Source organism: Mesorhizobium sp. M0296, from assembly GCF_040321675.1.
Taxonomy (GTDB): domain Bacteria; phylum Pseudomonadota; class Alphaproteobacteria; order Rhizobiales; family Rhizobiaceae; genus Mesorhizobium.
Genome location: NZ_JAMYRZ010000006.1, coordinates 19,273 through 45,106, shown reverse-complemented (window position 1 = coordinate 45,106; position 25,834 = coordinate 19,273). Strand labels below are relative to the sequence as shown.

The 25,834-nt window shown below is 63.3% G+C and carries 30 protein-coding genes; 14 read left to right on the top strand and 16 right to left on the bottom strand.

Annotation, left to right across the window (positions count from 1 at the left end):
- Positions 1-13: 13 nt before the first annotated feature.
- The 3 genes from NKI97_RS08305 (at position 14) to NKI97_RS08295 (ending at position 803) form a co-directional block, all read left to right on the top strand.
- Positions 14-274 carry a hypothetical protein gene (locus NKI97_RS08305; protein ID WP_352451552.1) on the top strand — a complete coding sequence of 87 codons (261 nt, stop codon included), beginning with the start codon at positions 14-16 and terminating at the stop codon, positions 272-274.
- 127 nt (positions 275-401) lie between these two features.
- Entirely contained in the window at positions 402-581 is a 180-nt protein-coding gene (locus NKI97_RS08300) for a hypothetical protein (protein WP_292657139.1), read from the top strand.
- 3 nt (positions 582-584) lie between these two features.
- Entirely contained in the window at positions 585-803 is a 219-nt protein-coding gene (locus tag NKI97_RS08295; protein ID WP_023676106.1) for a hypothetical protein, read from the top strand.
- A gap of 43 nt (positions 804-846) precedes the next feature.
- On the opposite strand, the gene NKI97_RS08290 is transcribed toward NKI97_RS08295, so the two are convergent.
- On the bottom strand, positions 847-1,107 hold the full coding sequence (locus tag NKI97_RS08290) for a hypothetical protein (RefSeq protein WP_352451554.1): 261 nt from the start codon (positions 1,105-1,107) through the stop codon (positions 847-849).
- Positions 1,108-1,554: 447 nt separating this feature from the next.
- On the opposite strand from NKI97_RS08290, the gene NKI97_RS08285 reads away from it, so the two are divergent.
- The 9 genes from NKI97_RS08285 (at position 1,555) to NKI97_RS08245 (ending at position 9,393) form a co-directional block, all read left to right on the top strand.
- A complete protein-coding gene (locus tag NKI97_RS08285; RefSeq protein WP_352472897.1) occupies positions 1,555-2,271 on the top strand; it encodes a GntR family transcriptional regulator in 717 nt (238 codons plus the stop codon).
- The gene (locus tag NKI97_RS08280; protein ID WP_352744048.1) at positions 2,271-3,365 is read left to right on the top strand and encodes an LLM class flavin-dependent oxidoreductase; all 1,095 of its coding nucleotides are present in this window, start codon (positions 2,271-2,273) and stop codon (positions 3,363-3,365) included. The genes NKI97_RS08285 and NKI97_RS08280 overlap by 1 nt, the downstream gene beginning before the upstream one ends.
- Positions 3,365-3,910: a flavin reductase family protein gene (locus NKI97_RS08275; protein WP_352833507.1), complete on the top strand. Its 546-nt coding sequence runs from the start codon at positions 3,365-3,367 to the stop codon at positions 3,908-3,910. The genes NKI97_RS08280 and NKI97_RS08275 overlap by 1 nt, the downstream gene beginning before the upstream one ends.
- A 91-nt stretch (positions 3,911-4,001) precedes the next feature.
- Positions 4,002-4,979 (top strand): TRAP transporter substrate-binding protein DctP, encoded by a 978-nt coding sequence (gene dctP, locus NKI97_RS08270; RefSeq protein WP_352833504.1) that lies wholly within the window; start codon positions 4,002-4,004, stop codon positions 4,977-4,979.
- A gap of 77 nt (positions 4,980-5,056) precedes the next feature.
- Positions 5,057-5,569, top strand: coding sequence for a TRAP transporter small permease (locus tag NKI97_RS08265; RefSeq protein WP_352833503.1), 513 nt, complete (start codon positions 5,057-5,059; stop codon positions 5,567-5,569).
- A 3-nt stretch (positions 5,570-5,572) separates the two neighbouring features.
- A complete protein-coding gene (locus NKI97_RS08260) occupies positions 5,573-6,883 on the top strand; it encodes a TRAP transporter large permease (RefSeq protein ID WP_023676099.1) in 1,311 nt (436 codons plus the stop codon).
- Positions 6,884-6,909: 26 nt separating this feature from the next.
- Positions 6,910-7,623: a hypothetical protein gene (locus NKI97_RS08255; RefSeq protein ID WP_352833501.1), complete on the top strand. Its 714-nt coding sequence runs from the start codon at positions 6,910-6,912 to the stop codon at positions 7,621-7,623.
- A 42-nt stretch (positions 7,624-7,665) separates the two neighbouring features.
- Positions 7,666-8,424: an HpcH/HpaI aldolase family protein gene (locus NKI97_RS08250; RefSeq protein ID WP_352680365.1), complete on the top strand. Its 759-nt coding sequence runs from the start codon at positions 7,666-7,668 to the stop codon at positions 8,422-8,424.
- 12 nt (positions 8,425-8,436) lie between these two features.
- Positions 8,437-9,393, top strand: a complete 957-nt coding sequence (locus NKI97_RS08245) for a C-terminal binding protein (protein ID WP_352833498.1) — start codon at positions 8,437-8,439, stop codon at positions 9,391-9,393.
- A gap of 240 nt (positions 9,394-9,633) precedes the next feature.
- Here NKI97_RS08245 and NKI97_RS08240 read toward each other — a convergent pair whose 3' ends face one another.
- The 8 genes from NKI97_RS08240 to NKI97_RS08205 form a co-directional block, all read right to left on the bottom strand.
- The gene (locus NKI97_RS08240; protein ID WP_352833495.1) at positions 9,634-10,086 is read right to left on the bottom strand and encodes a MaoC/PaaZ C-terminal domain-containing protein; all 453 of its coding nucleotides are present in this window, start codon (positions 10,084-10,086) and stop codon (positions 9,634-9,636) included.
- Position 10,087: 1 nt separating this feature from the next.
- Complete coding sequence (locus NKI97_RS08235; protein ID WP_352833492.1) at positions 10,088-11,164, bottom strand: Gfo/Idh/MocA family protein; 1,077 nt, start codon at positions 11,162-11,164, stop codon at positions 10,088-10,090.
- On the bottom strand, positions 11,157-11,486 hold the full coding sequence (locus tag NKI97_RS08230; RefSeq protein WP_023676093.1) for an L-rhamnose mutarotase: 330 nt from the start codon (positions 11,484-11,486) through the stop codon (positions 11,157-11,159). The genes NKI97_RS08235 and NKI97_RS08230 overlap by 8 nt, the downstream gene beginning before the upstream one ends.
- A 9-nt stretch (positions 11,487-11,495) precedes the next feature.
- Positions 11,496-12,608 (bottom strand): mandelate racemase/muconate lactonizing enzyme family protein, encoded by a 1,113-nt coding sequence (locus NKI97_RS08225; protein WP_352833489.1) that lies wholly within the window; start codon positions 12,606-12,608, stop codon positions 11,496-11,498.
- 4 nt (positions 12,609-12,612) lie between these two features.
- Entirely contained in the window at positions 12,613-13,710 is a 1,098-nt protein-coding gene (locus tag NKI97_RS08220; RefSeq protein WP_352680370.1) for an ABC transporter ATP-binding protein, read from the bottom strand.
- Position 13,711: 1 nt separating this feature from the next.
- Positions 13,712-14,578 carry a carbohydrate ABC transporter permease gene (locus tag NKI97_RS08215; protein WP_352451567.1) on the bottom strand — a complete coding sequence of 289 codons (867 nt, stop codon included), beginning with the start codon at positions 14,576-14,578 and terminating at the stop codon, positions 13,712-13,714.
- Positions 14,579-14,580: 2 nt separating this feature from the next.
- Complete coding sequence (locus tag NKI97_RS08210; protein ID WP_352743915.1) at positions 14,581-15,477, bottom strand: carbohydrate ABC transporter permease; 897 nt, start codon at positions 15,475-15,477, stop codon at positions 14,581-14,583.
- A gap of 142 nt (positions 15,478-15,619) precedes the next feature.
- A complete protein-coding gene (locus NKI97_RS08205; protein WP_352833486.1) occupies positions 15,620-16,939 on the bottom strand; it encodes a type 2 periplasmic-binding domain-containing protein in 1,320 nt (439 codons plus the stop codon).
- 157 nt (positions 16,940-17,096) lie between these two features.
- On the opposite strand from NKI97_RS08205, the gene NKI97_RS08200 reads away from it, so the two are divergent.
- Together NKI97_RS08200 and NKI97_RS08195 are read left to right on the top strand one after the other, a co-directional pair.
- Positions 17,097-17,885, top strand: coding sequence for an IclR family transcriptional regulator (locus NKI97_RS08200; RefSeq protein WP_352488516.1), 789 nt, complete (start codon positions 17,097-17,099; stop codon positions 17,883-17,885).
- Between the two features lie 65 nt (positions 17,886-17,950).
- The gene (locus NKI97_RS08195; RefSeq protein ID WP_352833484.1) at positions 17,951-18,787 is read left to right on the top strand and encodes an amidohydrolase family protein; all 837 of its coding nucleotides are present in this window, start codon (positions 17,951-17,953) and stop codon (positions 18,785-18,787) included.
- Positions 18,788-18,850: 63 nt separating this feature from the next.
- Here the strand turns inward: NKI97_RS08195 and NKI97_RS08190 are convergent, their stop codons facing one another.
- Genes NKI97_RS08190 through NKI97_RS08160 form a run of 7 tightly spaced genes read right to left on the bottom strand, consistent with a single transcriptional unit; the run spans position 18,851 to position 25,832 of the window.
- Entirely contained in the window at positions 18,851-19,816 is a 966-nt protein-coding gene (locus NKI97_RS08190) for an ABC transporter permease (protein WP_352833481.1), read from the bottom strand.
- A gap of 5 nt (positions 19,817-19,821) precedes the next feature.
- Positions 19,822-20,772 carry an ABC transporter permease gene (locus NKI97_RS08185; protein ID WP_352750167.1) on the bottom strand — a complete coding sequence of 317 codons (951 nt, stop codon included), beginning with the start codon at positions 20,770-20,772 and terminating at the stop codon, positions 19,822-19,824.
- Positions 20,769-21,512 carry an ATP-binding cassette domain-containing protein gene (locus NKI97_RS08180; protein WP_352750168.1) on the bottom strand — a complete coding sequence of 248 codons (744 nt, stop codon included), beginning with the start codon at positions 21,510-21,512 and terminating at the stop codon, positions 20,769-20,771. Before NKI97_RS08180 ends, NKI97_RS08185 begins: the two co-directional genes overlap by 4 nt.
- Positions 21,505-22,242 (bottom strand): ATP-binding cassette domain-containing protein, encoded by a 738-nt coding sequence (locus tag NKI97_RS08175; RefSeq protein ID WP_352680378.1) that lies wholly within the window; start codon positions 22,240-22,242, stop codon positions 21,505-21,507. The genes NKI97_RS08180 and NKI97_RS08175 overlap by 8 nt, the downstream gene beginning before the upstream one ends.
- A 57-nt stretch (positions 22,243-22,299) precedes the next feature.
- Complete coding sequence (locus NKI97_RS08170; RefSeq protein ID WP_352833477.1) at positions 22,300-23,487, bottom strand: ABC transporter substrate-binding protein; 1,188 nt, start codon at positions 23,485-23,487, stop codon at positions 22,300-22,302.
- A 21-nt stretch (positions 23,488-23,508) separates the two neighbouring features.
- Positions 23,509-24,651: an extracellular solute-binding protein gene (locus NKI97_RS08165; protein WP_352680448.1), complete on the bottom strand. Its 1,143-nt coding sequence runs from the start codon at positions 24,649-24,651 to the stop codon at positions 23,509-23,511.
- Between the two features lie 20 nt (positions 24,652-24,671).
- On the bottom strand, positions 24,672-25,832 hold the full coding sequence (locus tag NKI97_RS08160) for a CaiB/BaiF CoA transferase family protein (RefSeq protein ID WP_352680380.1): 1,161 nt from the start codon (positions 25,830-25,832) through the stop codon (positions 24,672-24,674).
- Positions 25,833-25,834: the final 2 nt, after the last annotated feature.

Below are 25,834 nucleotides of genomic sequence, written 5' to 3'. Positions count from 1 at the left end.
TTCGCGACTTGGTATGAAAACGACAATTGGCGCACGGCTGAAAACGCGCGATCATGTGCCAATGGGCCGCCGTTTGGATGACAAGCTCGATTGCAAGGCGTGCGGGACGATCCTGATGGAGATTCCCGACAATCCGAAGGATTCGACGCCGATCCATTGCAGCAATTGCGGCGCCTATCTCGGCGAATGGGGCGATCTGCAGGAGGATTTCTTCAGGCAGGCGTTCGGTGCCCAGGCCTTCGATCTGAACAACGGAAACATCATCAAGAAATAATCCTGGATCCCGCCGGCCCCAAGCCGCGGCCTGTGGACCCGGCTCGTTGCGGCAATCACCGTTAGTGTCGGACCCTTGGGAACCTTTCTCCCGAGCCGCTTGTTTGGGTGGCGGAAGGAGAAACGCCATGAGCACAAAACCTCCGCCTGTGCCGCCGAAGAATCTGAGCCCAAAGGGCGCCGGTGACAAAAAATCGGTAGCAGCCGACCAGGCGCCGCAATCTGCCGTTCCGGATCCCGACAAGCAGGGCCAGCAAGGCAATACGAAGGTCAACACCACCCATCAAGGCAACGTCCAGGATCGCTAGGTCATGTCCACGTCGAAGAAGACTCCTGCCAGCATCCGCCAGGGCGGTCCCGGCGCCGCGCACGAAAACGCCAAGAAGCCGCTGAGCGTCGAAAAGCCGCCGGCCGACTCCGACCGTCGCAGCCACAGCAAGGTCTCCGGCGGCGGCGGTGAACGCGACAGCCACCATACCCACGACCCCGAAAAGAAAGGCGACACTCGGCCCGCGCATCAGGACAAGTGACGTCGGGCGGCGACGCGACGATCGGTGAGGTTCGAGCGAAGTGTCAGCGGGGACGGCGCGCCAAGGCAAACGGCACGACGTTGTCGACCACCGGCAAGTCGAACAGCATCGGAAGCCCCCTCGTCGCGGCCATTTCCACGATCAGCTCCTCGATGGAGTGATCGGTCAGACGGGTCTCGACGCCCAGCCGGATCATCGCCGCCAGCTTGTGCACCGGCACTGGCACGGACTTCGCCCGGTCGTCGAGCAGCTTGCTGATTTCGATCACAACGTCGGCGTCGATATTCCTGGGCAAGTCTCGCATAAGCGCCTCCCCGCTAAACGAAACGAAAAGCCCGCCGCACCTTTCGATACGGCGGGCGATCCAGTAATGCGTACCGGCGAGGGGATCGGGGTGGGCGTGCCGGCGCGCGCAGATCGCAAGTAATTTTAGTTAAATCCGTCAACTTCGATGTGTCACGGAAAAACGTCTGTACGTTTTTTACCGAACCGCGCGGATCGTTAGCTGTCCCCGCCGTCGCGCGGCGCGGCAGCACGGATGGCGCGATCCATTGCCCTCCGGACAGCGAACTCAAACAGTATACATTATAAACTTAAAACATCTTGCCAGGTGATCCAGCCTATGCTCCACTTGAGCCGGGAACATGGCTGATAGGTCAATTTCTGCCGACACGTGGCTGCATTTCAAACGGCACGACTGCGAGAACACAGCCTCAAACGATATACGAAATCTTCGCATGGGAAGGCGTGGATGACGGAAACGATCGAGCTCAAACGGGTTGGCGATGGCAATCTGCGTGCCCAGGTCTATCAACAAATCCGGCTGACCATACAGCATGGCGAATTGGCGCCTGGCCAGAAGCTCGTCGACGTCGATATTGCCGCCCAGCTCGGTATTTCCAGAATGCCTGTCCGCGACGCCTTGATGCAGTTGGTGCATGAGGGCTATCTCGTCGGCACCACACGCGGCTTCACCCTGCCCACGCTTACCGCGACGGATGTCGCCGACATCTTCGAGGTCCGCCGCCTGCTTGAGCCGCGGGCCGCCGCGCACGCGGCACGGACACTTGACGCCGCTGGCCTCAAGACGCTGGCAGCCGCGCTTCGGGAGGCCGAGGCTGCGGCCGCCGCCGGCGATGCCGACCGCTTTTTCCAGGCCAATTCGGCATTCAGGAATTGTTGGCTCGGCGCCGTCGAGAACGAGCGCCTTTCCCAAACGATTGCAAGGTTCGCCGACCATGTGCTCGTCGTCCGCTTAAGGACGCTGTCGCACCAGCCGACGCAGGCCGTTATCGTTGCCGGCATGCGCGCAATCTACGAGGCCTTCGTCAAGCGCGACGCCGTCGCCGCTTACGACCGCATGACCCACTTCATTCAGAACGCCGAGGAGCGTTTCATGAAGCTTAGCCCACCGTTTCAAAACTCCAACGGTGAAGGTGAGGGCATGTCGCGGCAGGGGAAAGCATGATCAGGAAGCAGCACCCGCTGAAAGGGCCGAACAGGTTCAAGCTCGGCGTCTTTTCAATGAACGCCGATGGCGGCCTGGCAATGACCACCGTCCCCGAGCGCTGGCGTGCCCGCTGGGAGGACAACCTCAATTCCGCCTGCATCGCCGACCGCGCCGGCCTCGAGTTTCTGCTGCCGATCGCCCGCTGGCGCGGCTTCGGCGGATTGACGCATGTGCGGGAATGGTCGTTCGAGACGTTCACCTGGGCGGCGGGTCTTGCTGTCGCCACGGAAAACATCGGCCTGTTCATGACGGTGCATGTGCCGCTGGTTCATCCGCTGCAGGCTGCAAAAGCGCTGGCGACGGTCGACCACATCTCCAACGGGCGGGCCGGCTTGAACATTGTCTGCGGCTGGAACCCCGACGAGTTCGCCATGTTCGGGCAGACGGTCGGCGAGCGGACCTACGATCAGGCCGAGGAATGGATCAACATCATCGTGCGCGCCTATCAATCGAGGGAGCCGTTCGACTTCGGCGGCGAGTTCTATGATCTGAAGGGGGTCGTCAGCCGGCCGCCAAGCCTGCAGGCGCCGCGACCGGTGACCATGAACGCCGCCTTCGGCGCGCCGGGGCGCAACTATGCAGCGCGCCACTGTGACTATTTGTTTTCGACTTTTTCCGAAATCGCCGACGGCCGTGCGCATGTGGTCGACATCACAAACCGAGCGGCTGAGGTCGGACGCGAAGTCGGCGTCTATACGGTCTGTCACGTCGTCTGCCGGGAGACCCAGCAGGAAGCCGAGGACTACTACCGGCACTATGCGCTGGAATGCGCGGACGAGGGTGCGGTCGACGAGCACATGCGCAAGAAGAAGGAATTCGCGAACTCGCACGATGCGAAGGCTTTCACCGAATATCGGCAAAGGTTCGCCGGTGGTGCCGGAACGTTCCCGCTCATCGGAACGCCGGAAAAGATCGTCGACGATCTCACTGAGATCATGGACCAGGGCTATTCCGGCGCCGCCCTCACATTCGTCAACTACACCTACGAATTGCCCTTCTTCTGCGACCGCGTGCTGCCGCTGATGCGCCAGGCCGGGCTTCGAGTAAATTGATGCCGGCGGCCGCCATTCCGACGCCATGGGTGGATGGGCACGACGCCATCAATCCGCGCGCCTTCAAACAGGCTATGCGGGCCGTGGCGGGCTCCGTCGCCATCCTCGCGTCGGAGCATGACGAGATCGGTTTTTGCGGCATCACGGCGACGGCCCTCTGCTCGTTCAGTGCCGAGCCGCCTTCCCTGCTGGCCTGTGTCAACCGCGGCAGCACCTTTGCCTCGGCCATTCGCGAAGGTTTGCCTTTTTCGGTCAATCTTCCCGCCGGCGACCAGGAGAACGTTGTGCGCGCCTTTGGCGGCATGACCAAAGCCAAGGGCGCCGCGCGGTTCTCGTCCGGATCATGGGTGCGCGGCGAAAGCGGCGCGCCTTTGCTTGTCGGCGCGCGGGCAATGTTCGAATGCCGAGTGGCCGAAATCATTGTGCGGGCGTCGCACATGATCGTCATCGGCATCGTTTCAGGCGTTGCGCTGGATCGCGCTGACCGATCGCCGGTCTTCTACGCGCATGGGCGGTTCCTGACAGTAGGAGATGATGCCAACTAACCGCCGTTCACGCGGCGGCGCAGCGATCGCAATTTCAGATCGGCCCGATCATGGGCCGGATCATGAGCGAACTATCAGAGGGAGTACGGCAATGCGCATTTGGAAATCCCTTGTTTTGGCTGCACTCATGTCGGGTGTAGCGGGTATCGCCACGGCCGAGGAGGTCGTCCTCAACGCCGTGCATTTTACGCCGGCGCAGAACGGCTACGCCCAGAGCTTCCTGAAGTTCGTTCAGAAGGTGAACGAAAAGGGCAAGGGCGTGGTCCAGATCAACGTGCGTGGCGGGCCGGAGGTCATTCCGCCGATCCAGCAGGGCGCGGCGCTCAGGAGCGGCCTGATCGACGTGATCGACACACCGGCAGGGCAGTTCCTGGAGCTCGTGCCCGAAGGCGAGGTTTTCTCCGCATCGTCGAAGACGCCGTGGGAGGTCCGCGACAATGGCGGCTGGGATTTCATCAACGGAATTTTCGAGAAGAAGGCCAATGCCCATCTGCTGGCGCATGTCGACGCGGGTTCGGGCTTCAACGTCTTCACCGTCGACGAACCTAAGCTCAACGATGAAGGCAGCATCGACTGGGGCGGCCTGAAAATCCGCTCGTCGCCGCTCTATCGCGATTTCCTCGAATCCCTGGGCGCGACGGTCATCGTGCAAGCGCCGGGAGACGTCTATACTTCGCTCGAGCGCGGCGTCGTCAATGCCAACGCCTATACCGTATTTGGCTATGCGTCCTTCGGCTGGGACAAATTCACCAAATACCGTGTCGACCCGCAGTTCTTCAAAACCGACGTGCTGATCTCGATCAACAAGGCCAAATGGGACACGCTGTCGCCCGAGGCGCAGAAGCTGCTTGCCGACACGGCCGTCGAATACGAGCGCGTGAGCTATGACGCCAATCTCGCCGAGTCCGAAAAGCAGGCACAGGCAATGATCGGCGGCGGGCAGAAGGTGATCAGCTTGACCGGCGCCGGCCGCGACAAATTCCTGGCGGCTGCCACGCAGGCGAGCTGGGCGAGAATGACCAAACGCGATCCCACCAACATCGATCAGTTGAAGAAATTCTTCCAGTAGCCCGAGCCGAGGGCGCTGGTGCGCCCTCCATCAAAGCTGGACCAAGGGGGCCAAGGTGGACATGAGGGTCGTCGGGAATGGACAGATTGTTTGCAGCGATTGGGAAGCTAAGCCTTGCGTTGGCCGCGGCGGCAAAAGTGGTGCTTGGCCTCATCATTGTCGCGGTGGTTGCTGATGTATGCGCCCGCAATCTCGGCCTGAGGCCGCTTGCCTGGGCAGTATCGGCGACGGAATACGGCCTGCTTTACGCGGCATTCCTGCCGATGCCATGGCTGGTCCACAGCAAGGGCCATGTCTTCGTCGAGTTCCTGCGCCAGGCGCTGCCGGTGCGGGCAAGGGCGGTGCTTGAAAAGCTGGTCTATCTCGCCTGCATCGGCGTCAGCCTCTACCTTGGCAGCGTCGCACTGTCGTCCCTGATAAGCGCCGTGTCGGGCGGCGAATACGAAACGCGCAGCTTCGACATGCCGAAATGGCTGGTCTTTCTGCCCATCATGCTCGCCTTCTACCTCTCGGCGCTGGAATGGCTCAGATACCTGCTCGGCCGTGACACGCTGTACACGCTCGATCCGCTGGAAATGGAAGGGCTCTGACCGGTGGCCTGGCTGTTTCCATTCGCCGTGCTCGTTGGCACCATCCTGGTGTTGATGGGGCTTGGGCTGCCGGTCGCCTTCGCGTTCTTCGTCACCAATGTGATCGGGCTGTACCTGTTCTTCGGCGGTTCGATCGGCGTGACGCAGATGGTCGCCAACTTCTCCGACGCTGTCTCGACCTATGCGCTTGCCCCGCTGCCGATGTTTCTCGTCATGGGCAGCCTGTTCTTCCGCTCCGGCCTCGGCGAGAAGGTCATCTACGCGCTCGACCTGTGCATCGGCAATCTGCGCGGACGCCTCGCCTATGTCGTGCTGGCCGCCGGCACGATCTTTTCCGCGCTGTCAGGTTCCAGCCTTGCCAATACCGGCATGATGGGCTCGCTGATGGTGCCCGAGATGCTGAAGCGAGGCTACAAGCCGCATATGGCCTACGGCCCGGTGCTTGGCGCCGGAAGCCTTGCCGTCATCATCCCGCCATCCTCGCTGGCCGTCTTGCTCGGCTCGCTGGCCCAGATCGACGTCGGCGCGCTGCTCATAGCGGGGGCTTTGCCCGGACTGCTTCTCGTTGTCATGTACGCGGCGCTGATCTTCGCACAGACGAAGATCGACCCGGACGCCGCTCCGCACTATCCGGTGCCCGCCGTCCCCGCGGCCGAGAAGGTGAGGGCGGTCGCCGTCAACATCATTCCGATGAGCGTCATCGTGTTCATGGTGGTCGGCACGATCATCCTTGGAATAGCGACCCCGACCGAGTCGGCCGGACTCGGCTGTGCCGCCGTCTTCGCCTTGTTGTTTGTCTACCGACGGTTCAGCTGGTCGGTTGTCTGGAAGTCGCTGGACGATGCGATGAAGGTCACCGGCATGACCTTCCTGATCATCTCGGCTTCGACGACGTTCTCGCAGATATTCGCCTTCTCCGGCGCCTCCAACGGCTTTATCCAGTTCATCGTCGGCTACGATCTTGGACCGTATCCCATGCTGCTCATGATGGTGCTCGTCATCCTGCTGCTCGGCATGTTCATGGATCAGGTCTCGATGATGCTGATCACGCTGCCGATCTTCCTGCCGATCGCCCAGCAATTCGGCTACGAGCCGGTATGGTTCGGGCTGATCCTGCTGCTCGCCTACGAGGTCGGCTTCACCACGCCGCCGTTTGGTCTGCTGCTGTTCATCATGATCGGCGTTGCGCCGAAAGGCACATCGCTCAAGACGGTTGCCATGGCTGCGGCGCCTTACATCGCGCTGACGCTTCTGCTGATCCTGCTGATTGTCCTCTTTCCGCAGATCGCTCTCTTTCTTCCGAATTTGATCTAGTCGAACTCGATCCAGCAGGTGTCCACATGCGCTTTGCCTATCTTGCTTTCTTCCATGATGACCGCGAGGCAAATTTGGCCATCGCCGGCGAAGATGTTGACGCCGTGCGGCGTGTGATTGCTTCAACGCCGGGCCTTGCGCTTGCAAACATCTATCTGCCCGAAGTGGCGACGGACATGTTCAACAACGATGGTCCACCGCCGGTCTTTGGCTTCCAGCTCTATTTCGACGAACTGGCGGACATGGAGGCGGCGCTGGCGCCGTCCGGCCATCTGCAGGCGCTTGCCGCACCTGGTATGCTGTCGAGCATCGCCGGTTCGAGGCCGACGCAACAGGCAATGTGCGTGCGTCCGTTTCCCGTCGACGACGCTGGCGTCAAGACGTCCGGGCTGCCCTGCAGCTATCTTGTCCACTATCCCGGGCCGGCCGAAGACATGAATGCCTGGCTCTACCACTATGTGACGCATCATCCGCAATTGATGCGGGGCTTCCCCGGCATTCGCCACATCGAGGTTCTGTCGCGACTGGATTGGTGCGGTTCGCTGCCCTGGCCGCGGATCGACCATATGCAGCGCAATCGCGTCATGTTCGACAGTCCCGCTGCATTGACGCACGCGCTGCAATCGCCGGCGCGGCTGGAGATGCGCGCCGACTACAAGACCTTCCCGCCGTTTTCAGGCGGCAGCCGGCATTTTCCGATGTCGACGGAAGCCGTGCATCCTTCGTCAAAGGCCACATAGGCGAACAGGTTTTTGCCGACGCCGAAAATTTCTGGAGATTTCATGTACGACTTTCGCAAGAAATGTGTCTCTCTCAATCGCCTCATCGGTACCTTCTGTGCCATCCCGCACCCTGTGGCGGTCGAAGTGGCCGCCGCCAGCGGGGTCGATTTCCTGTGCATCGACTGGGAGCATTCGCAGATCGGCCGCGAACGGCTCGAGGATCTGATCCGCGCCGCCGATGTCCACAAGGTTCCCGCGATGGTGCGCGTTCCCGGCCACACGCCGGAGTGGATGGCGGCCGCGCTCGACGCCGGCGCGTCGGGTGTCCTGGTACCCCGCGTCTCCACGGCCGAGCAAGCGCGCATGGCGGTCATGGCCTGCCGGTACCCGCCGGTCGGCGCCCGCGGTGTCGGCCCGGGCCGCGCCGCCGGTTATGGCTACAGGATTCCGGACTACCTCAAATCGGCCAACGAGGTCCTGACGGTCGCCATCCAGGTCGAGACGGCCGAAGGCCTCGCCAACATCGACGACATCGTCCAGGTCGACGGCGTCGACGTGGTCTTCATTGGCCCCGGCGACCTGTCGGTCTCGATCGACGCCATGGGGCCGGCCGGCCAGGACAAGCTCAATGCAGCGATTATGAGGATCGCGGCCGCGGCGCGCACGGCCCGCAAGGCCGTCGGCATCTTTCGCCCTTCGGCGGATGATGTCGGCAAATGGTCGCGGCACGGCATCAGCTTCTACATGCTGGCAAGCGACACGATGTTTCTCGGGGCCGGCCTTGCCGCCGGCGTCGTCTCGGCGCGCAGCGCCTCATAGCAAGAGTTTGCCATGAAGATCATCAAGACCGACGGTGTGCTGTCAGTCGAGGAGGAGCAGCTGCGCTACCTCGACGGCTTGAACGTCGAATTTGTCGAAAAGACGCTACTCACGGAAGATGCCCTGATCGAACACTGCCGCGATGCCGACGCATTGATGGTATTGCGGGAGCCGATCACGGCTCGCGTTTTGGCGGAACTGACGAGGCTCAAGGTCATCGGGCGGTTCGGCGTAGGGCTCGATTCGATCGACGTCGAGGCCGCCAGCCGTGCCGGTGTTCAGGTAACCTACGTGCCGGACGCCAATCTGGTTGAAGTCAGCACCCACGCCATGGCCCTGATCCTGGCCTTGACGCGCAGGCTGAAGCAGTTCGACAGCGCGGTGCGCGCCGGCCGCTGGGCTGCAATGACCGACGGCGCCGGCATCACACGGCCCGACAGGCAGATCCTCGGCCTGATCGGCTTCGGCCAGATCGGGCGGCTGACTGCCGAGCGGGCGCGGGTCTTCGGCTACCACATCATCGCCTACGACCCGCATATGCCGGCCGAGCGCATCGCGGCCGGTGATGCCGAACCGGTCGGCTTCGACGAGTTGCTTGCCAGGGCCGACATCGTCTCGCTGCACGTTCCAGCGACACCGGAGACCAGAAACATCATGTCGGCGCAAGCCCTGTCGCGGATGAAGGAAGGGGCGATACTCATCAACGTGGCCCGCGGCGGCCTGGTCGACGAGGTCGCATTGGCGGACGCGATCCGGCGCGGCCATCTGGCAGGCGCCGGCATCGACACGTTCGAGCGGGAGCCGCCTTCGCCCGACAATCCGCTGCTGGCGCTGGACACCGTCCTGGTCAGTCCACACGCGGCGCACTACTCGACCCAGTCTTACGCGGAGGTTCGCAACAAGGTGTTTGCCGATGTCGCATCAGTCCTGCGCGGCGGCAAGCCTGTATATCCGGTCAACCGGATATGACCAATTCCCGATGTCGGCACCATCTCTATCCGCCTGCTCCGCGGAACCCAAGTCCTGCAAGTCGGGGTTCGCAGGGCGATAAGGGGCAGCGCAACCTGTCGCGGTTGTCCGGTTTGCCACATTTTGTTCTTGCTTTGTGCCGGCAGCTATGCTACTAATTTAAGTATGGTGCTGATTCGGACCGAGGACCGCCGCAAGGCGGTTTTTTTGTCTTTAGGTTTCAGCGCCATCCGTCGAGACTCAACTCGGCTTGTCGCGACGCTCGACGATGTAGATGTGATCGGCGACCAGCACCACGTCGCCATGCTGGTTGATCACCTCACAGCGCTCGACGACCCGGCCTGAATCGGGTCGCTTCGGGTCGTCTTCCTTGGCCGAGATGGTGGTGCGGGTCCTGATCGTATCGCCGATGAACACCGGCTTGATGAAGCGCAGCCGGTCGTAGCCATAGGAGAAGGCAACCGGGTTGACGACGCTGGCCGTCAGCCCGACGCCGACCGAAAACACCAGCGTGCCGTGGGCGATGCGCTGCCCGAACGGCGTCGTCTTCATGAACTCGGCGTCCAGGTGGTGGGGAAAGAAATCACCGGTATGGCCGGCATGGACGACGAAGTCGGTCTCGGTGATCGTGCGCCCGCTGGTCATGCGCGACGAGCCGATCCGGTAGTCCTCGAAATAGACTGTCTGCTCCATGTCAGGGCCTCGCCGCTATCGGTGTTGCCGGCGCCGCGCTCGATCGGTAGGCGGCTTCGACCAGCGCCATGGTGTTCCAGCCGTCCTCGACGGAACTGACAAGCTCGGCATCCTCGCCCGACGCGTAGCGCTGGACATTGGCCATGCGGCCGGCAAAGGCGTCCGGAAACCATGCGCCGAGGAGTGGAACCGCAATCCAGTCCGTGCCGCCTTTGGGGTAGATTTCGAGAATGTCCGGCTCGCCGCGCGGATAGTCGAGGTTGACGCCCAGTTTGAGGTAAGCGGCGCCTTGGGTGCCGCAGATGCGGAATTCGCAGGCCTGGTGTTTTCGACCGAATTTGTGATCGTGGTTGATCGACAGTGCACAGCGCACCGTGTCGCCATAGTCGAGAATCGCGCTGGTGCGCGTTTGCGCAACCTTGTGGCCGGGATGGCCGAGCGTCTTGGCGTGAACCCCCTTGGGGTCGCCGAGCAATTGTCGGATCAGGTCGAGATAATGGATCGAATGCATGGCGATCTCGACGCGCGGCGCCTGCAACAGGAATTCCCAGAGCTGCCAGGGTGTCGCCAGCGCAAGCCATGCGTCGAAATCGACCACTTCGCCCAGCCAGCCCTTGGCGATCGCATCCCTGAGCGCCAGCATCATCGGCGCAAAACGGAGTTGGAAATTCACAGCGGCCTTGAGGTTTTTGGAGCGGCAGATTTCGAGGATCTCGGTGGCTTCGATGAGATTGCTGCCCATCGGCTTCTGGATCAGCGCTACCGCACCATCGGGCAACGCCCTGAGCACGCCGGCATGATGAGCCGGCGGCGTCGCCAGATCGAAGACGGCGTCCTTGATTGACGCAGCTTCCTCGACCGACCGGTAAGCGGCGACGCCCCATTTCTGCGCCAGTTTTTCTGCCTTGGCCAGGTCGGGGTCGAAAAGCCCGGCAACCGGGAAACCGGCTTTCCCATAGGCCGGGAAATGCGCATCGCCGACGATCGAGCCGGCGCCGAAAATCACGATCGGCCTGGGCTTTGACGGCTGTGCCCAGGCCTGGGAGAGCGAGGCAGGATCGAAAATGTCATCAGTCATAATGGAAGACTTCGTCCATCGACGCCCACCACTCGCCCTCCTTGCGGGTTGGCAGCGGCTCCTGGCATGGCATGCAGAGCGCCCACCATTCCTGCGTCGTGGGATCGGCGGCCATCTTCGCCATGTCGGCGGCATAGTCGGTGCCGTGGTACTCGAAGGTGCTGAACAAAAGGTGCTCCGGCTCCCTCAGATAAATCGAATAATTCTTGATGTTGCAGGCGGAAATCATCTTGAGGACGTCCGGCCACACAGCAGCGTGAAGCCGCACATACTCGGCGACTTTCTCCGGCTTGAGGCCGAGCACCATTCCCATTCGCTGCATGTCCGCCTCCTATTTTTCTATCGCCATGGTGAATTCCGCGATGCTCTTCGCCTTGATCGCATCCCAGTCCCAGTCGATGCCGATGCCGGGTTCGTCCGGCGCCAATGCGTGCCCGTTCTCGATACGCATTTTCTTGCCGGTCAGCTCGTCGAGCTGGGGAATATACTCGACATATCTGCCGTTCTGAACGGCGCATGTCAGGCTGACATGCAGTTCCATCAGGAAATGCGGGCAGACCGGTATGTCGAACGCCTCGGCTGCATGCGCCACCTTCAGCCACGGCGTGATGCCGCCAATGCGACCGACATCGACCTGCACGATCGAACACGCGCCCTTTTGCATATATTCGCGGAAATGCCGGATCGAGTAGAGCGACTCGCCGACGGCGATCGGCGTAGACGTCGCATTCGACAGGCGGATATGGCCGTCTATGTCGTCGGCCGGCAACGGTTCCTCGATCCAGGCGAGATCGAGTTCACGCAAGCGCTCGGCCCGGCGGATCGCCTCGTCGACCGAAAAGCCCTGGTTGCAGTCGGTCATGATTTCATAGGAGTCTCCAACCGCCCGGCGCACCGCCGTCAGCCGGACAAGATCCTCGGAGCCGTGCGGCTTGCCGATCTTGACCTTCGAGCCGCGAAAGCCCTTGCCCTTGGCGGCCAGCGCATCCTCGACCAGCGCCTCGGTTTCGATATGCAGCCAGCCGCCTTCGGTCGTGTAGAGCGGGCAGCGGTCCTTGGCGCCGCCGGCCAGCTTCCACAGCGGCAGCTTCTGTTTCTTGGCCCGCAGGTCCCAAAGCGCAGTGTCGATGGCCGCGAGCGCGATTGCCGTGATCGCGCCGATCGTCGTGGCATGGGTGGCGAACTCCAGCTCGTGCCAGATCGCCTCGATCATGTCGGCGTCGCGGCCGATCAGCCGCGGCGCAAGGTGGTCGGCCAGCAGCCGCATCACCGAGGAGCCGCCGGTGCCGATCGTATAGCTGTAGCCGGTGCCGACCGCGCCGTCGGCGTCGGTGATGGTGACGATCGGTGTTTCCTGGCTGACAAAACTCTGGATGGCATCGGTGCGCTTGACCTTCGGCACCAGGTCGACCATCCGCAGTTCGATTTTCTCGATCTTTGCCATGATTTTAACCTCGCAATGTCCTGCCTGTTTCGGCGGAAAACAGATGGGCCTGCGACAGGTCCAGGCTCATCTTGACCCGGTCGCCGGCTTTCAGCGGCTTTGGATTGAGCATCCGCGATACCCAGTCGCTGCCGTTGAATTCGGCGAACACCAGCGTCTCGTTGCCGAGCGGCTCGGTGACGGTCACCGGCAACTCCACCTGGTGGACGTCGACGTCTTCGCCGGAGCTGATGCCATGCCCGGTCGGATAGATGTCGTCGGGCCTGAGGCCGAACACGACTTTGTCGCCGGCCTCGATATTGGCCTTGAACTGGCTGGGCAAAGGCAGCCTCTCGCCGCTGGCGAACAGCAACTGTCCGTCGTCGACAACCGCCTCATGCAGATTCATCGGCGGCGAGCCGATGAAGCCCGCGACGAAGCGTGTCTGCGGCCGGCGGAAGACCTCGTCGGGTGTGCCGACCTGCTCGATGAAACCGTCACGCATGATGACGATACGGTCCGCCAATGTCATCGCTTCGACCTGGTCATGGGTGACGTAGATCACTGTCGATTTGACCTTGGCGTGCAGCTTCTTGATCTCGGTGCGCATCTGCGTCCGAAGCTTGGCGTCGAGATTGGAAAGCGGCTCGTCGAACAGGAAGACGTCGGGATCGCGCACGATGGCGCGGCCCATGGCGACGCGCTGGCGCTGTCCGCCGGACAGCTGCGACGGCCGGCGGTCGAGCAATTGGTCGAGGCCGAGAATGCCGGACGCTTCGGCGACGCGACGGTCCATTTCTTCTTTCGCGGCGCCGGCTATCTTGAGCGAGAAGCCGAGGTTTTCGCGCACGGTCATATGCGGGTAGAGCGCGTAAGACTGGAACACCATCGAGATGTTGCGCGAGCGCGGCGGCAGATCGTTGACCATGCGGCCGCCGATCTCGATGACGCCGTCGCTGATCGCCTCGAGGCCGGCGATCATGCGCAGGGTTGTCGACTTGCCGCAGCCGGACGGCCCGACCAGCGCGATGAATTCGCGGTCGGCGACCTCGAGATCGATGCCGTGCACCACCGCCACCGGGCCGTAGCTTTTGGTGAGGTTCTTGAGCGATACAGTTGCCATGTCAGCCTTTCACCGCGCCGGAAGTGAGGCCGCCGACGAGATGTTTCTGGACGATGAAGGTAAGCGTGAGCGCCGGTATGACCATGACCACGGCGAGCGCGCACATGCCGCGCCAGTCGATGGTGAATTCGGCCGTATAGTCGAGCAGGCCGACCGGCAGGGTCTTGGAATTTATCGAGCGCGTCAGCTGCGAGGCGAGCGCGAACTCGTTCCAGGAGGTGAGGAAGGCAAAGATGCCGGCCGAGGCGATGCCGGGCCCGGCCAACGGAAACTCGACCTGCCAGAAGGCCTGCCAGCGCGTGCAGCCGTCGATCTGCGCGGCTTCGGCGAGGTCTTTCGGCACCTGGCGGAAAAAGCCGTCGATCAACCAGACGGTGAACGGCACGTTGAGCGCGACATAGACCAGGATCAGCCCGAAATGCGTGTCGATGATGCCGAGCCGCGCAAAGACGAAGAACAGCGGCAGCGACAGCGCGATGCCGGGCACCGTGCGCGTCAGCATCAGGCCGAGGAACATCGCCGACTTGGCGCGAAAGCGGTAGCGCGCAAAGGCGTAGCCGCCGGCCATGCCGATGACGATGGCGATCACCGTCGAGGTCACCGAGATGATCAGCGAATTGCGGAAGTAGTCGAGCACCGGAATGCCGCCCTGGCCGACGCCGCTGAACATGGCGATGTAGGCGTCGAGCGAGAGTTGCTGCGGGATCCACACCGGCGGCTTGGCCATGATTTCGACGGTCGGCCGCAGCGACGACAGCACGATCCAGATGCCGGGCAGGCAGATGACCAGCATGGCCAGGAACAGTCCGATGCCGTGAACGATTCCGAGCGCTTTGTTGCCGACGCGATGCAGGCTGTTCTGGTCCATCCTCACCACTCCGCCGCGATCTGCGTGCGCGCTGCGGCGAGCTTGCGGTAGAAATAGACGGTGAACAGGATCGACAGCAGGATCGAGAAATAGGCCATGGCATTGGCCATTCCCATCCTGGCATCGCTGTAGGCGATGCGGGCGACCAGCGTCCAGACCAGTTCGGTGCGGCCGGCGGGGCCGCCGTCGGTCATGATCTTTACGATGTCATAGGCGCGCGCGACGTCGAGTGAGCGGATGGTCATGGCGATAAAGGCAAACGGCATGATGAACGGCCAGGTGACATAGCGGAATGTCTGCCACGGCGTGCAGCCGTCGACGCGGGCCGCCTCGACCGGTTCGCGCGGCATCGCCAGCAGCCCGGCCAGGATCAGGATCGCGAACACCGAGGTCGACGACCAGATCTCGGCGATCAGGATGGCGATGAAGGCGAGATTGCCGTCGATCAGCCACGGGATGGCGCGATCGGTCAGGCCGAGCCCCTGCAGGGCGTTGTTCACCAGGCCGATATTGTCATTGAACATGAATTTGAACTGGAAGCCGACGAGGATCGGCGAAAACATCATCGGAAACATCATGATGGTGCGCAGGATCCGCTGGCCGCGCGATGCCTTCTCCACCAGCAGGGCCAGCCCGAGCCCGATCAGCATTTCCAGGTTGAGCGCGACGGTCAGCAGCACCACGGTGCGGGCAAAGGCGACCCAGAAGGCGCGGCTGGTCAGGATGGTGACGTAGTTGCGCGCGCCGATGAAGACCCAGAACGTCTCCGGCCTGGTCAGCCGGAACGGCGTGAAGCTGGAATAGAGCGAAAGCAGCAACGGCACCACCACCACCGCCGCCAGAACGATCACCGCCGGCAGCAGGAGCAGCAATGGCGGCGAAGGTCTCCAGCCTTTCATGGCGATCCGGTTCTGGTTGGTGCCCGGACACCGAAGGCCGCCATCGGCGGCCTGGGATCAAGACAAAGCGTGTTGCGCATGGTTCGTAAAAAGTTCGGGGACGCCGCTCTTCGATGAGCGCGGCGCCCCCTTGGGAGAATGGTCAAAGCTTGCCGGCGTCCTCGAGGATTTGCGTGGCCTTGGCGGCAGCGTCGTCCAGAGCCTGCTTGGAGGTCTTGTCGCCAAGGATGGCGGCCTGCAATTCGGGATAGACGGCGTTGGAGATTTCGATCCATTCAGGTGTCTGCGGCACGGCAAAAGCGTGCTTTGCCTCTTCCTGGAAAGCCGCCAGCACTTCCTTCTTGTAAGGATCATTGGCCGCCTGCTGGATGTCCCAGTCCCACACCGCCGTGCGGGTCGGCAGTGGGCCGCTTGCCGCCTCGAGCTTCTGGCTGTCCTCATTGGTCAGGAACCAGACCAGCGACGCCGCGGCTTCCTTGCTGGCGCAGTTTTCGGTGACCGAAAATCCGTGGTGCCCCGACCAGCCGGTGCGAATGCCGGCCGATCCCTTCGGCGCCACCTTCACGCCGACATTGCCGGCGACCTTCGACGACTTCGGATCGTTGAAGAAGCCTGCCCAGCCCGGCCAGTCGAGGTTGATGGCGACGGTGCCCGAGGCAAAGCCCTGGCCGAGATCGTCCCACAGATAGTTGGTGGTGCCGGCCGGCACCGCCTTGGCCTTGTAGAGATTGACGAACCAGTCGAGCGCGTGCACGCCGGCTTCCGAGTTGAAGGCCGGCTTGCCATCCTTGTCGAGGTATTCGCCGCCGTCGGCGATGAGCATCTCGTAAAAGCGGCCGTTGATCGCCTCTTCCTTGCCGGCGAACTGGGTGCCGTAGAAATCGGGCGGGCTGGCGAAGAATTCCGCCTGCTGGGCGACCTCGTCCCAGGTGTCGGGCGGTGTCAGATCCTTGCCGTATTTGGCCTTGTAGGCGGCCTTCTTGGCTTCGTCCTGGTAGAGGCTCTTCTGGTAATAGAGCGCCGAGACGTCGAACTGCGCGCGCGGCAGCATGACCAGCTTGCCCTCGAGCGTGGAGGCCTTGATCGTCGACGGCACGAAGGCGTCGATCTCCTCCTTCGGCAGCAGCTTGTTGAGATCGGTGTAGATATCAGGATATTGCGGCGCGAAGGACGAGTGGTTCGACCCGACGCACCAGTTGATGCTGCCGGAGGCGATGTCCGACTTGACCTCCTTGTCGAGCTCGAAGTGGTTTTTCTTCGAGATCACGTTGACCTTGGCGCCGGTCAGTTTTTCCCATTCGCCGATGCGCGCGTACAGCCCTTCATATTGCTGGCCGCCGATCAGCTTGGCGTCGATGGTGACGCCGTCGAATTTACCGGGCAGGTCGGCAGCAAGGGCAGCACTCGCACCAAGTGCGAGCAGCGTTACGCCGGCCGACAGGCCGCAAAACAGTTTCGTCATTGGTATCCTCCTAAGAGTCTGCGTCGATCGCGTAGTGAGGTCGATCGGCAGGTTCATTCATATACAAACAAAATATTTATAAGATCGTCAAGCCGAAAGTTCTTCCGGAAGCCACCGTTATGCGTATATGAAATATAAAATTCACTGGAGAAGCCCAATGGCAGAGGACGAGGAAGACGAGCGCTATCGAGCCCCGGCGTTGGACAAGGGGCTCGACATTCTCGAGCTGCTGGCCGGCGTCGACGGCGGCCTGACGCAGGCGGAAATCGCCAAGAAACTCGACCGCAGCCCGAACGAGTTCTATCGCATGCTGGATCGGCTGGTGCGGCGCGGCTATGTCACGCGGCCGGATGGCGACCGTTACTCGCTGACGCTCAAGCTGTTTGGCCTGGCGCAGCTGCACGCGCCGGTGCGCCGGCTGGCTTCCTACGCGACGCCGCTGATGCGCGAACTGGCCGAAACCACACAGCAGGCAAATCAGCTGGTCGTCTTCGACCGCGGTTCCGCGGTGGTGATCGCACAGCAGGAGGCGCCGGATTACTGGGGCATCTCCATCCGCGTCGGCTCGCATATCAGCCTGTTCGACACCGGGTCCGGCCATGTATTGCTGGCGTTCCGCCCGCCGGAAGAGCGGCAGATGATGATCTCAGAACATCTGCGCAGTACCGACAAGCCGCCGCAGTCGCCGGAATTCTTCGCCCGCCTCGACCAGATCAGGGAACGCGGCTACGAGATGATGGCGTCGATGCAGACGGCCGGCGTGTTCAATCTGTCGACGCCCGTTCTCGGCTCGGATGGCAAGGCCATCGCCGCACTGTCGATCCCCTACATAACCCTGGTCAACGCACCCAAGGCGCCCGACATCACCAGGACGATAGAGCTGCTGCTGGCAGCGACCGAAAAGCTGTCGCAACTGGCGGGATCGACCGTCAAGCAATCGCGATGAATTCTTATTTGAATGAAGAATTTCTCCGTGAGATGATCTCGAAGTCGCCAAGGAGGAGCGCCGCCATGATCTTCGACACCCATCTGCACCTGATCGACCAGTCCGCGCTGCGCTATCCCTGGCTGGCCGGCGTGCCGGCACTCAACCGCGATTTCTCCTACGACGACTATGCAGTCCAGGCCCGCCGCGCCGGCATCGAGGGCGCATTGCATATGGAGGTCGATGTCGATCCTGCCGACATCGAGGCTGAAACCAGCCGTGTCAAAGCGCTGTCGCGGGAAAAGGCCAGCTTGCTGCGGGGGGCAATTGCCTCCTGCCGTCCGGAAGAGCCCGGCTTTGCCGCCTATCTCGAGCGCCAGCGCGCCGATCCTTTCGTCAAAGGCTTTCGCCGCGTGCTGCACGTCATGCCGGACGAGCTTTCGGAGGGCGCGCTGTTTCGCGAAAACTTCAAGCGGCTTGCCGGCAGCGGCCTGACCTTCGACCTTGTCGTTCTGCCGCACCAGATCCCCAAGGCGATTGCACTCGCCGACCTCGCGCCGGATGTGCAGTTCGTGCTCGACCATTGTGGCGTGCCCGACATCAAGGGTGGTGCCGAGCACCCCTGGCGCGAGCACATGGCGGAGATCGCGCGGCGCCCGAACGTCGTCGGCAAAATTTCCGGTGTGGTCGCCTATGCGGATGCCGGATCCTGGACTGTCGAAACGCTGCGTTCCTATGTCGAGCACACCATCGAATGCTTCGGCTGGGATCGCGTCGTCTGGGGCAGCGACTGGCCGGTCTGCACGCTCGGCGGCGGGCTTGCGACCTGGATTGCGGCAACGCATGCGCTGCTTGCCGGCACCAGCACCGATGAACGGCAGCAACTGCTGTCCGGCAACGCCAAGCGGCTGTGGAGTTTGTAGAGCATTTTTGCAGCCAAGTGGAATCGGGCGTCGCACAAATGCGGCTAAAACGAATAGGTGGCCTCAGATCGTCGCCGACACGTGCCGCTCGCGACCGTAGAGCGAAACCAGGAGCACGATGACCAGGCCAAGTGCCGCCTGCACCGTCGAGGGCCGGAAGCCGAGGCCGATCAGCAGCGTGTTGATCTCCGTCAGCACCAGCACGCCGGCAATGGTGCCGAAATAGCTGCCACGGCCGCCGACAAGGGCGGCGCCGCCGACCACCACGGCCGCGATCGTCTGGAACAGATAGGGCTGGCCGACATCGCCATAGGCAGAGCCGGTGAAGCCGAGCAGTAGCACGCCGGCTGCGGAGGCGAAGAAGGCACTTGCCGCATAGGTCACGGTCCACATGCGGACCGGATCGATCAGCGCCAGCGGGGCAGCACCTGGATTGCTGCCGAGGGCGTAGAGACGGCGGCCGTATGGCGTGCGCGCCAGCACCAGCGCCACCAGCAAGGTCAGCACCAGTACGCATGGCACCAGCCCCGGCACCGGCAGCGGTCCGACCGAACCGCCGATCGAAACGAAGGCGGAAACCGCTTGCGGCGCCGATCCGGATGGAAAACCACCGGTCCACAACAGGACGGCGCCTTGCACAATCATGCCGATGCCGAGCGTGACGATCAGCGGGTGGATGTCGAGCCCGCGCGAGATCAGGCCGTTCAGCGCCCCGATCAGTAAGGCGAGCGCGCTGACGACCGCGCAGACAAGAGCAAAATTCCAGCCGACGCCGTAGAGCTGTGCGGCAACGACATTGGCAAAGCCGATGATGAAGGGGATCGACAGATCGATACCGCCCAGGATTACGACGAGGGTCTGGCCGATCGATGCCACCGCCAGCAGCGAGGCGATCACCAGCAGCGCCCGGATGGCGAACGGCTGGGAGTAGCCCGGGATGAGCAAGGTGCCAAGGAGATGCAAGGCGACAGCGACGGCAAAGGCACCGGCGACGCGGGCATTGGTGGACTGGAACCAGTTCCGGCTCATGCTTCTCAGCCTTTCCGTCCCGAGAGCCGCTCCTGCAGCGCCGTCATGATGACGGCCACAACCAGGATCGCGCCATAGGCGATCTGCAGCACATAGGTGGAGACGTTGAAGGCGGTCAGCACGCTCTGCAGCAGGAAGATGTCGACAGCGCCGATGGCGGCGCCGGCGAGCCCGCCGCGCCCGCCGGCAAGGCTGACGCCGCCGAGCGCCACCGCGGCAATCGCGATCAGCGTGTAGGTTGGCCCGATATTAGGGTCGGCCGAACCGATCAGGGCGGTCAGCATGAGGCCGGCACAGGCGGCAAGTATGCCGGTCATGACATAGGCTATGAAACGTACTTTCGTCACCGGAATGCCGGCCGTGTAGGCGGCGCGGTCGTCGCTGCCCACCGCCATCAGCTGGTCATAATAAGGCGTCTGCCGCACCAGCCACCAGAACAGGAAGATCAGCGCCAGCGGCAGCGCCGACCAGGGTCCGGCCATTGCCTTCAGCCAGCCCGGCGCCGGGCCGATCGGCGCCGGCAGGATGGTCAGCGTCATGCCGGTGAGGATCAGATAGGTGCCGAGCGTTGCGACGATCGGCTGGATGCGGACGATGGTCGCCAGAAAGCCGTTGGCAGCGCCGACGATCGCGCCGATCAGAAGCGCCGCCGGCACGATGACCAGCGGCGAAGATATGCCAAGCCTGAGGAACAGCACCTGGATCACCATCGCATTGACGAAGCCCATCAATGGCCCGACGGAAATGTCGATGCCACCGCGCCCGGCCAGGATCACTGGAGCCGAGGCGAGCGCTGCGCCGATCAGCGGCGCGGCGAGCCCGATCAGCGCGCCCCAGGCGGCAGGATGGAAGCGCGCCGGATTGAGCAGCAGATTGACCGCGATCAGGATCACTAACAGCACTGCCGCAAAGCCGGCGCCGCGCCATCGCGCCGCCATGCGCCGCAACCCGCTCATGCCGCGCGCCCGAACATGGCGGCGATCACCGTATCGCTTTTCATCTCGTCTCCGGTGATTTCAGCCGCCACCTGCTGTTCGCGGAACACCAGCACGCGATGGCAAAGCAGCAGGATCTCCTCGATCTCGCTCGATAGGATGACCAGCGCCATGCCGTCCGCCGCAAGCCTGCGGAACACGTCATAAAGGACGTGGCGCGTTGCCACGTCGACGCCGCGGGTAGGGTCGTTGAGGAGCAGGATCGCCGGTTCCAGCGCCAATGCGCGGGCCAGCAGCACCTTCTGCTGATTGCCGCCGGAAAGCGTGGTGATCGGGGCGTCCGGCCGTGGCGCGATGATCGACAGTCTGTCCCGGTAGCTCTCATAGCGCTGCCGCCGCGCGGCGAAGCTGAGCAGGCCGAAACGCATATCGCGCGACAGCGTCGAGACGGCAAAATTGTCGAGCACCGATTGGGTCGGAAAAATGCCGGTGGTGCGCCGGTCGCGCGGCAAATAGGCGATGCCGCCGGCGACCGCCTTGCGGAAATTGGTGATCGCGCGCGCTCCGGTTGGCGCCTCGACGGTCACCTCGCCGCCGGCCGGGCGTTCCAGGCCGGCCAGCACTTTCAGGAACCGCTCCTGTCCGTGGCCGTCGAGGCCGGCAAGGCCGACGATCTCGCCCGGCGCAATGGTTTGCGTCATGGGGCTTGCGCCCGGCGCGATCACCAGGCCACGCACCGAAAGGCTGGCGCGATCAGCCATGCGCCAGCTCCGCCGCCGTGCGTGGCGCCATCGCTCTGAGAAGTTCGGATGCGGTGGACGTGCCGCGTTCCTCAGTCGTCACCACGCTGCCGCCGCGCAGCACGGAAATCCGGTCCGAAAGCGACATCACCTCGTCCATGCGATGGGTGATGAACAGGATCAGGCAGCCTTCGGAGGCAAGCTTGCGCATCATGGCGAAAACCGCCTCGCGATCGGCAAAGTCGAGCGCAGCCGTAACCTCGTCAAGGATGAGAATGCGCGGGCTGCGCACTACGGCGCGGGCGAGCACTACCAATTGCTGAACCGCAAGCGGCAATTGCCCGGCCAACTGGTCGAGCGGGATCTCGGTCACCGCAAAGCGGTTCAGCACCGTTTGTGCGCGCTGCCGCCGCTCGGCGCGCGGCACGGTGCGCGTCAGCAGGCCGTCGAGGCCGAGCAGGATATTGTCCGTCACCGAACGGTCAGGCGCGATCAGCACTTCCTGGAACACGGTGGCCAATCCGGCGGTCTGGAACGCTGCCGGCGAGAGGCCGGTAAAGGGCGCTCCGTCGAGCAGGATCGCGCCGCTGTCCGGCTGGACGATTCCCGACAGCAGCTTGACCAGGGTGCTCTTGCCCGAACCATTCTCGCCCAGGATGGTGTGGATCGTGCCGGCGCGGAATGCGATTGAGGCATTGGCCAGCGCAATCGTTTCGCCGTAGCGTTTCGAGATGGCCTGGACTTCCAGCATGAGCAATCCTGATGGAGAAAGCCGGCACCGCTGGTGCGGAGCCGGCGCTCATAAATGCTACTTGGCGCAGGCGTCCGGCACCTTCGAATAGTCCCAGCCCTTGGTCGGTGCCGGATTGGCGAAGTAGGCGTCGAGCCATTCCTCCGGCATCGGATCCTTCGGCGGGACCGGGAAGATCGAGACGGCGTCCGGCGTCATGCAGTCCTTGTACCAGGCGCCGAGGTCGGCATTGTGCACCGGCGGAATCGGGATCAGCAGCGTGTTGAGCTTGGGCTTCTGCCCATCCAGCATGCGCGCCCCGACACGAAACAGCGTCTCGGCCGTCCAGTGCGGCAGAACCGCATGGCCTTCGAAGCGGTATTTGTCGGGATTGGCCTTCCAGTAGCCGAGCGCATCGCCGGTGATCGAGCCGGTGATCAGCGGGGCAGGGCGGCCGGCCTCGGCAAAGGCCTCGTCAACGACGCGGCTTTCGCTGCCCGTCGTCCACACCGCATCGATCGGCGCCGGATTGGTGGCGATCGCCTGCAGCACCGCCGTCTTGGTGACGTTGGCCGTCCAGTTGCCGTTGACGCTGCGCGAGACCTTGAGCTTTGAAATTTCGGCCAGCGCCTTGTCGCCGCCCTGGCGCTCCTGCACGACGATCGGATGACCGGCGATGCCTTCGACCAGAAGCACGCTGCCACCGTCCGGCATTGCTTTGCCGATCGCCGTCATCATGTCGTAGCCCCAGCGCGCATAGTTGGAATCGACATTGATCGCATTCGGGCTGGTCACCGACCCCGCTGCCGTGATGAAGGGGATGCCGGCTTTGGCTGCGGCATCGATGGCATCGTCCAGCGCCGTCGCCGAGCCGGGGATCGAGCTGATGATCGAGCATTTCTTGTCGATGAAGGCGCGGATCTGGTTGATCTGCTGACTGGCGTCGTTGTTGGAATCCGACACCTCGAAGCTCGCCACGGTGCCGTCGGCGATCAGGCCGTCGACCAGCCGCTTCAACTCCTTGGTCACGGTGACGCGCCACGGATTGCCCTGGTAGGACTCGGAGTGGCACCATTTCCATGGCTTTGGCGGCGGCGTGAAATTATCCCAGGCCGACGGCAGCACCTTTTGCGGCGCGCCGTCATATTGCGCCTTCAGTTCGGTCGGCAATCCAGCAATCACGCCCGAAACGTCTTGGGCGCAGGCTATGGTCGTGACCGATGCAAGTGCGGTTGCGGCCATAAGGCCGCGGATCAGGCTGTTCATGTTCTCCTCCGTTCGGTTGTTTCAGGCTCCTCCGCCGGCAACGCCGGACACCTGCGTCGAAAGGCTCTCCCGAAACAGGCGATTGAGATCGGCAACGACGCGAGCGGCATTGTGCCTTTCGCTCAGGCCGACATTGATGCGATCGGACGCCGCCTGCTGGAACGCCATGTAGCCGTCGTGCCGCGGCCTCACCCAGGCACCTTCGAGCGTAGCCCGCGTGTCCTCGTAGAAATTGCCGGCGGCGGCGTTGACGGCGGTATCCGCCCAGGCTGCCGCATGGCCGGGCTGGCCGCCGGCCGAGGCGTAAGGGCCGCGCTGCACCCCACCGCTGGCGATCCAGTAGGCGAAGTCGATTGCTTCCTGTCCGGCCTTCGAGAAGGCCGACACGGCGATGCCGGTCCCGCCGAGCGCCGAGCCTTTGGGGCCGGCATTGCCAGCGGCCGGGATATCCGCGAAAGCCAGGCGGTTGGGTCGAAACCCGGCGATGGCATAGGAGACATAGCCATAGATCAGCGGCGCGCAGGCGATCCGCGAGCCGGATCCGGCCATTTGCTCCAGAACCGCGATCGGATCCATGCCAAGACAGGCCGGGTCGACGAGAGCTGCGATCTCGCGCATCATCTCGAAGACCTGCTTGCCCGCTGCCGGATCCACATGGTCGCCAGGGCCTTCACCGGCGGGCCGTCCGAGATTGCCGGCAAGCGTGTAGAACACCATCAGCGCATGCGGCGGCCTGAGCGGCAACAGCACGTGGCCTTGCCGGGCCAGATCGAGAGCATCGGCCCAGCTCGCCGGCGCTGCCGAAAGCATGTCGGGCCGCCATGCCTGCACCTGGCTGGCCGCGTCGATCGGAAACGCCCACTGCCGGCCTTGCCAGTTGTAGCTCGGAAAGGACCGGCCGACACTGCCCGCCGCAAGTGCTGCACGTTCGGCTTCCCGGCCGGCGACATCGAGCGGCGCCAGGCAATTCTCGGCGGTGATCTGGCCGACATGCGGATGGTCGACGACGATCAGGTCGTAGGCACGGGCCAGTTCCTCGACCGGGAAGGATTCGAAATCCTGCAGCGAGCGCTTGTCCCATTCAACGGCGATGCCAGTTTGTTGCTTCCACAGTCTCGAACAGGCGACCATCGGGTCATAGCCGCGCGGATGGCTCCAGGTCATGCCTTTGAGCGTGACGTCGCTCACAGCCCGAACTCCGCGCGGATTTTTGCGCTGTGCTCGCCGATGCGTGGCGCGGCCCGCTCGACCTTCGCGCGGATGCCGTCTACCCTGAGCGGCGAGCGCGTGGTGAGGATCGAAACGTCATCCTCGCGCGTCACCGTCTGCAGCATGTCGAGGACCTGGAAGCCTTCGCTGGCCATCATTTCCGGCCAGCTCAAAACCTTGGCGCACCAGATGTCGGCAGGCTCGAGAATGGCAAGCCATTCGTCGACCGTCTTCGTTGCGATCTTTTGCGCGATGATCGCCTTGATCTCGTCGCGGGCGGTGAACCAGGTCGACGGCTGGTCGCGATAGGGCGCAAGTTCCTCGAGCCCGAGGAGATCGGCGAGTTTCGAGATCGGCGTCATGGCGATCGCCAGATAGCCGTCCTTGGCCGGATAGACGCCGTAGGGCGCCGAGAGATAGGCGTGCGCGCTGCGGAAGCTCGACCGCCGCGGCAGCCGGCGCCCGTCATTGAGATGCGTGGTCAGCACCTCGAACTGGAAGTCGACCAGCGCTTCGAGCAGGCTGGTCTCGACATGGCTGCCGTTGCCGGTCACGCCGCGCCGCACCAGTGCGGCGAGGATGCCTTGCGCGGCGGCGGAACCCGCCAGCATGTCGGCGATCGCCAGGCCGAAGGGCACCGGCCCTTGGTCCTCGTCGCCGTTCAGCCACATCACGCCGGAGCGGGCCTGCGCCAGCAGATCCTGCCCGGGCCGCTTGACCCACGGGCCTTCCTCGCCATAGCCGCTGATCGAGGCATAGACCAGGCGCGGATTGATCTTGCGCACCGCCTCGTAATCGAAGCCCAGGCGTTCGATGACGCCGGGCCTGAAATTCTGGATCAGCACGTCGGCCTTGGCCAGCAGGCCGCGCAGCGCCGCAAGGTCGGCCTCGTCCTTCAAGTCGATGGCAAGGCTTTCCTTGGCGCGGTTGATCGCATGGAAAATGGTGGAATCGCCGCCGATCTCGGTGTCGCTGAGATAGAGCCGGCGCGACAGGTCGCCGCCGTCCGGCCGTTCGATCTTGATGACGCGAGCGCCGAGGTCGAGCAGTCTGAGCGAGCAGTAGGGCCCGGACAAGAATTGGCTCATATCGACAACGATGAGCCCGGTCAGCGGCAGTTCGGCAATGGCAGCCATTG